Below are 6,173 nucleotides of genomic sequence, written 5' to 3' on the forward strand. Positions count from 1 at the left end.
GGTGGCGCACGCATCCAGGAGGGTGTTGTCTCTCTTGGTGGGTATGCTGATATTTTCTTGCGCAACACCCTGGCCAGTGGCGTCATCCCGCAGCTTTCTGCGATCTTGGGGCCTTGTGCGGGTGGCGCAGTTTACTCCCCGGCATTGACTGATTTTATTTTCATGGTGCGTGACTCTTCCTACATGTTTGTTACGGGTCCGGATGTTGTTAAAGCGGTTACCAACGAAATAGTCTCCTTTGAAGATTTGGGTGGAGCAAGCGTCCACTCGGAGATATCTGGGATCTGTCATGTTGCTGCTGACAGCGAAGCGGATACTCTCTTTCTTGTCCGCAAGCTCCTGGGTTATCTGCCACAGAATAATATGGAAGACCCGCTCTTTGTTGATACGGGCGATGACCCCCTGCGCCGCGATGAGGAGCTTGATACACTCATCCCCGATGATCCTGGCAAACCCTACGATATTAAAGAGGTTATTACGCGGGTAATGGATAATGGGGAATTCTTTGAAATTCACCCGAGTTATGCAATGAATATTGTGGTTGGATTTGCTCGATTGGGCGGGCACTCGGTAGGAATTGTAGCGAACCAACCTGCTGTTTTGGCAGGTGTTTTGGATATCGAATCATCTGAGAAAGCTGGCAGATTTATTCGCTTCTGCGACTCATTCAATATTCCGATCATTACCTTCGTAGACGTACCCGGATTTTTGCCGGGTACCGTGCAAGAGCATGGAGGGATCATTCGATCTGGAGCGAAACTACTTTTCGCCTATTGCGAAGCGACTGTGCCCAAGTTGACGGTGGTCACGCGCAAGGCCTATGGGGGCGCATACGATGTGATGTCTTCCAAGCATATTCGTGGTGATTTGAACCTTGCCTGGCCATCCGCTGAGATCGCAGTAATGGGTCCTGAAGGCGCGGTGAATATAATCTTCCGGAAAGAATTAGCTGAAGCGGAAAATCCCGTAGTGCGCAAGGCAGAGTTGGTCGAGGAATATCGCGAGAAATTTGCCAACCCATACGTTGCAGCTGGACGAGGTTTTATCGATGACGTTATTGAGCCTCGCGATACTCGTCCACGATTGATCAACGCGCTGGAGATGTTGAGCAATAAGCGTGATTCAAATCCGCCCAAAAAGCATGGGAATATCCCGCTGTAGGGGAGGAGAAATTTATGTTGACTAAAGTTTTGATCGCCAATCGTGGCGAAATCTCCGTCCGTATTTTACGGGCCTGTCGCGAGTTGGGAATACAAACGGTGGCGGTCTATTCTGAAGCTGACCGCCAGGCAATGCATGTCCGTTATGCGACCGAAGCCTATTTGCTAGGTCCTGCGCCATCCAGCGAATCTTATTTAAGGGGTGAAAAAATTATCCAGATCGCGTTGGAGAGCGGGGCAGGTGCAATTCATCCAGGGTATGGATTTCTTGCAGAACGATCTGATTTTGCCCAGGCTGTTGAGGATGCCGGACTGGAGTTCATCGGTCCGAAACCCTCCGCAATTGTTGCCATGGGAGATAAACTGGTTGCCCGCGAGACCGTGACGAATGCGGGTGTCCCTGTGGTTCCTGGCACAGAGGGAACTGGCAATTTGAGTGATGATGAGTTGCTCAAGCTTGCACCCCAGATCGGCTTCCCGTTATTGATCAAAGCAACTGCTGGAGGCGGCGGTAAGGGGATGAGAGAGGTAACAAATTTGGATGAGATGCCGTTATTGCTCAAGTCAGCACGGCGTGAGGCCAAATCTGCCTTTGGGGAGGATAATGTTTATTTGGAGAAATTGATTCTCGGAGCGAGGCATATCGAAATTCAGATTTTGGCCGACAAGCACGGAAACGTCGTCCACCTGAATGAGCGTGAATGTTCACTTCAGCGACGTCATCAAAAATTGCTCGAAGAATCTCCGTCCCCATTTATAGATGAAGGTTTACGTCAGCGGATGGGTGCAGTGGCTGTTAAAGCAGCAAAAGCGGTAGAGTACGAAAGCGCGGGCACAATTGAGTTTTTGGTCGACAAGGATAAAAATTTTTACTTTCTTGAAATGAATACCCGTTTGCAGGTGGAGCACCCGATCACCGAGTTGGTGACCGGCGTGGATATCGTTAAAGAGCAGATTCGGATTGCTCGTGGACGGAAGCTCTCCTTCACACAGGACGATGTCCAGATTAACGGTGCCGCGATTGAATGTCGCATTAACGCCGAAGACCCGCATAATAATTTTATGCCCTCGACCGGACGCATTACTCATAGTGTCTTGCCGACTGGCCCGGGTATTCGTGTAGACACGGGTGTTTATCCTGGCTTTGAAATAACTCCGTATTATGATCCAATGATCTCAAAATTGATTGTCTGGGGAGAAACCCGTGCCCAGGCCATATTGCGGATGCGGCGTGCACTGGAAGAGTATAAAATTGTTGGCGTTCGGACCAATATACCTTTCCATCAAACCATGATGGATTCGCATCGCTTTATGGCCGGGCAATACGATACGCGTTTTGTAGAGGAAGAATTTTCAATGGAAAGTATATCGGAGGATAAAGTAACTCATCCGGATGTTGCCGCCATAATTGCCACGCTTGTCAAGCACGAACAAACTGAGCGAGCTGCCCATGTTGTGCGACGCAATGAGCGCGATACGAGCAACTGGAAATGGGTTTCTCGCTGGGAGAGGCTGACCAAGTAGTTAGGGAACAGGGCAAAAAGCCCACAGAATACAATATCACGAGACTATATTATGAAGTATATAACCACGATAGATGGTAAAGAATTTCTAGTTGAGATCATTGATGATCGCCATATTTCCCTGGATGGCAAAATTGTTAAAGTGGATTTTGAATCGGTTGAATCGCAACCGGTTTTTTCCCTGATCGTAGATGGCAAATCTTATGAGGCCTATGTTTATGAGGGAGGCGAAGATCTTGAAATTTTGGTAAAGGGAAAGCTTTATCACAGCCGGGTGGAAGATGAACGTGAGCGCCGTCTCAGGGCAGCCTCAGGCGGCTTAGTCGTTCAATCTGGGCCATATCACCTCAAGGCCCCGATGCCTGGGCTTGTTGTAAGCGTTGTCGTTGAAGAAAAGCAGGAGGTAAAACAAGGAGATGTATTACTTATCCTCGAATCAATGAAGATGCAGAATGAACTCAAATCTCCGCGCGATGGAGTGATCGGTCGAATTCAGATTAAAGCGGGCGATAGCGTTGAGCAACGCCAAAAACTTTTGAGTGTAGAATAATTCTTGTCACACTCGGTGGTTCATCCCTTGCTGAGTGCTTTGTGGAAAGCATCCACTGATTTATTATAAAGAATGAAACCAACAACAGAAACTGAGGTTAAATTTCATATTGCCGATGTGGACGGGCTGGCAAAACGTTTAAAGGATATCGGCGCAGAATTGGTATCTCCAGCAATTCATGAGTACAACCTCCGCTTTGACACACAAGCCGGTGATATATACAGGAAAAGTTCTGTTTTACGTCTCCGACGTGATTCAAAATCGCACCTGACCTTTAAGGGAAAGTCCAAAAATCTGGATGGTGTACTCAGCCGTGAAGAGATTGAATTTACGGTTGGGGATTTTGAATCTGCTCGAAAATTTCTTGAGGCATTGGGCTATGAAGTAGTCGCTGTCTATGAAAAAATTAGAACCGAATACAAACTTGGTGATCTTCTTTTTATGATGGATAAATTACCTTTTGGAACCTTTCTTGAAATTGAAGGCCCTGATGTGGCGAGTATCCAAAAAGTTGCCCGCGAGCTTCATCTGAACTGGAGGGCTGCCGTTAAAGTGGGTTATTTGGGCATCCTTAGACGACTTTGTGATGGGCGTGAATTGGATGAAACTTTTCTGACCTTCGAGGCTTTAAAAGAGAGCAATTTTAATTTAGAGGATATTTCAATTCGGAGTGCAGATATATAAGATTCCGGATTTGTATTATGCGAACTATCACAATTTATTTTGAAGTGAAAAAGGCACGATTTAAGACACCCCTTTTATTTCCGGTTTTCCTGATTCCCATTTTACTTCCTGAATGAGATAAATCTTCTCTCTAAGTTTGGGGATGATAGACTCGAGAGCTGCTTTTTCCCCTGAGGTAAATATTTGGACCTCCCCTTGTATTTCTTCCCGTTGACGGAGATTAAGCGCATCAAGCCGACGTTCAACTTGCCGGGCCACCGCCGGAGCTGGGTCAATAACCCGAACGCTCTCACCGACGATCTCTTCGATTAACGGAATCACAAAGGGGTAATGGGTACAGCCTAAAACAACGGTATCCAGCCCTTTGTCGAGCATGGGACGGAGCGCGGCAACTAAAATTTTTCGCGTAGAATCTGCCTCCAATGCGCCGCGCTCAATTTCTTCCACCAGTCCCTGGCACGTGTCTTGCAGGACGTCCACATCCTTTGCAAAGCGCTCCACAACCGAAGCATATAATTTCCCCTGGAAAGTGGCCGGGGTTGCCAGAACGCCAACCACGCCCGAATTGGTGTGCTCTGCAGCAGGTTTTATAGCTGGTTCCATTCCTATGAACGGAATATCGGGGAAAGTTTTCCGCAGATAATGCAGCGCTGCGGCAGAAGCGGTGTTGCAGGCCACCACGATCAGTTTTGCTCCCTGCCCCAGTAAAAAATGGGTGATCGCCTCAGAGAAATGACGGACCTCCTCAAGACTGCGTGACCCATACGGGACGTGTCCCTGATCGGCAAAGTAGAGCAGGTTTTCGTGCGGCATTTGCGCACGGATGGCACGCAAAACAGAGAGACCGCCAACGCCGGAGTCGAAGATGCCCAATGGGGCTGTTAAAGATGGGAGTTGCATGGAAGAGATTATAACGCTTGGAAATGAAGAATTCCGCTTTCTTTCAAAAAGGGGATTATAAGATCTAGCTGTTTTTTTTCGCAGCGTCTACAAAGGCTTTGAAGAGGTTTTTCATGGAGGCGTCTTCCGGCATCCATTCCGGATGCCATTGAACAGCTATCCCAAATGGATGATCTTCCAATTCCATTCCTTCAACCAATCCATCTGGGGAATGTGCGGTTACTTTAAGGCGTGGCGAAACTTCCTTGACGCCTTGATGATGCCAGCTGTTTACGCTCAAGATGGGTTTTTTAAGAATTTCAGCTAAACGACTATCTTCCATTATTTGAATATCGTGAGCATGGCTGTCGCGGGGTTGGTCATTTGGTGTATCATGTTGGGCGCTGTTGGGAATTTGATCGCTGACATGTGTATATAATGTCCCTCCCAGGGCGACATTTAATACCTGGAAACCACGACAAATTGCCAAAAAAGGCTTATTGTCATCAGCCATATGGTGGATAAGAGGGATTTCAAGTGCATCTCGCTCGCTATCAATGCCATAGATGGCAGGGTGAGGTACTCCGCCAAAAAGCTGAGGGTCAATATCCGCACCACCAGAAAAGATTACGCCATCTAGTTTGGTATAGAGGAGTCTCCAGCCCTCCTCTGATAGTTCCGAGGGAATGATGACGGGAACACCCCCGGCAGCTATGGTCGAATCTACATAGGTTCGCAGAAGGTGGATTATGGGCAGCCCATGGGGGTTTTTTGAGTGACCGGCAGTAATGCCTATTAATGGTAAAGACATCTTACATCCTAGAAAAGAAAAAGGGCACAGCAGTATTGAGCTGTACCCTTTTGAGATATTGCGAGGGGGTTAGTTGAATTTCTGTTTAAGGCGCGCACTTTTACCTGTGCGGTCACGCAGAAAGTAAAGGTTTGCACGACGTACTTTGGAGTGTCTCTCAACGACAACTTTTTGTACGCGGGGAGAGCGGGTTAGAAATGTACGTTCTACGCCAATCCCATTGCTGGCTGTACGCCGAACAGTAAAGTTGGCATTGTTGCCGCTATTTCTGATTCTAATTACTGTTCCTTTAAATTCCTGGATACGCTCACGGTCGCCTTCCTTGACAAGGGCGTGGACGCTGACTATATCACCAGATCGCAACTCCGGGATGTTTTCATTGACTGGTGCTTCAAGTGATTTCAATATATCGCTCATGTTCTTTTCCTTCAAACTGTATTTTATAATTGCATCTATCTTGCCTAACGCAAGGGCAGATTATATCACGCGACAAGGTGTGCGTAAAGACTAATGTTAGCGATAAGTAGTAATGTCCTATTTCCGACAAGTTAAAATGTCCCCTTTTG

7 protein-coding genes are annotated in these 6,173 nt (G+C 47.4%); 4 read left to right on the forward strand and 3 right to left on the reverse strand.

The annotated features are described in order from the left end of the window. From AC3DOM_RS14565 to cyaB, 4 genes are all read left to right on the forward strand, one after another. On the forward strand, nt 1-1,161 hold a 1,161-nt coding region (locus AC3DOM_RS14565; protein ID WP_487919771.1), incomplete at its 5' end, for an acyl-CoA carboxylase subunit beta. 14 nt (nt 1,162-1,175) lie between these two features. Continuing rightward, nucleotides 1,176-2,684 carry an acetyl-CoA carboxylase biotin carboxylase subunit gene (gene accC, locus AC3DOM_RS14570; RefSeq protein ID WP_487919772.1) on the forward strand — a complete coding sequence of 503 codons (1,509 nt, stop codon included), beginning with the start codon at nt 1,176-1,178 and terminating at the stop codon, nt 2,682-2,684. 51 nt (nt 2,685-2,735) lie between these two features. Further along, entirely contained in the window at nt 2,736-3,233 is a 498-nt protein-coding gene (locus tag AC3DOM_RS14575) for an acyl-CoA carboxylase biotin carboxyl carrier protein subunit (protein WP_487919773.1), read from the forward strand. 72 nt (nt 3,234-3,305) lie between these two features. Beyond that, entirely contained in the window at nt 3,306-3,917 is a 612-nt protein-coding gene (gene cyaB, locus AC3DOM_RS14580) for a class IV adenylate cyclase (protein ID WP_487919774.1), read from the forward strand. Between the two features lie 60 nt (nt 3,918-3,977). On the opposite strand, the gene murI is transcribed toward cyaB, so the two are convergent. From murI to rplS, 3 genes are all read right to left on the reverse strand, one after another. After that, entirely contained in the window at nt 3,978-4,817 is an 840-nt protein-coding gene (gene murI, locus AC3DOM_RS14585) for a glutamate racemase (RefSeq protein ID WP_487919775.1), read from the reverse strand. Nucleotides 4,818-4,881: 64 nt separating this feature from the next. Then, nucleotides 4,882-5,607, reverse strand: a complete 726-nt coding sequence (locus tag AC3DOM_RS14590) for a gamma-glutamyl-gamma-aminobutyrate hydrolase family protein (RefSeq protein WP_487919776.1) — start codon at nt 5,605-5,607, stop codon at nt 4,882-4,884. A gap of 69 nt (nt 5,608-5,676) precedes the next feature. Then, nucleotides 5,677-6,024: a 50S ribosomal protein L19 gene (gene rplS / locus AC3DOM_RS14595; RefSeq protein ID WP_487919777.1), complete on the reverse strand. Its 348-nt coding sequence runs from the start codon at nt 6,022-6,024 to the stop codon at nt 5,677-5,679. Nucleotides 6,025-6,173 lie beyond the last annotated feature (149 nt).

This window comes from Candidatus Desulfolinea nitratireducens (genome assembly GCF_982879505.1).

Coding starts and splice junctions, on each gene's coding strand:
- AC3DOM_RS14575 (WP_487919773.1), top strand. CDS start 2,736: ATGAAGTATATAACCACGATAGATGGTAAAGAATTTCTAGTTGAGATC.
- AC3DOM_RS14590 (WP_487919776.1), bottom strand. CDS start 5,607: ATGTCTTTACCATTAATAGGCATTACTGCCGGTCACTCAAAAAACCCC.
- cyaB (WP_487919774.1), top strand. CDS start 3,306: ATGAAACCAACAACAGAAACTGAGGTTAAATTTCATATTGCCGATGTG.
- murI (WP_487919775.1), bottom strand. CDS start 4,817: ATGCAACTCCCATCTTTAACAGCCCCATTGGGCATCTTCGACTCCGGC.
- rplS (WP_487919777.1), bottom strand. CDS start 6,024: ATGAGCGATATATTGAAATCACTTGAAGCACCAGTCAATGAAAACATC.
- accC (WP_487919772.1), top strand. CDS start 1,176: ATGTTGACTAAAGTTTTGATCGCCAATCGTGGCGAAATCTCCGTCCGT.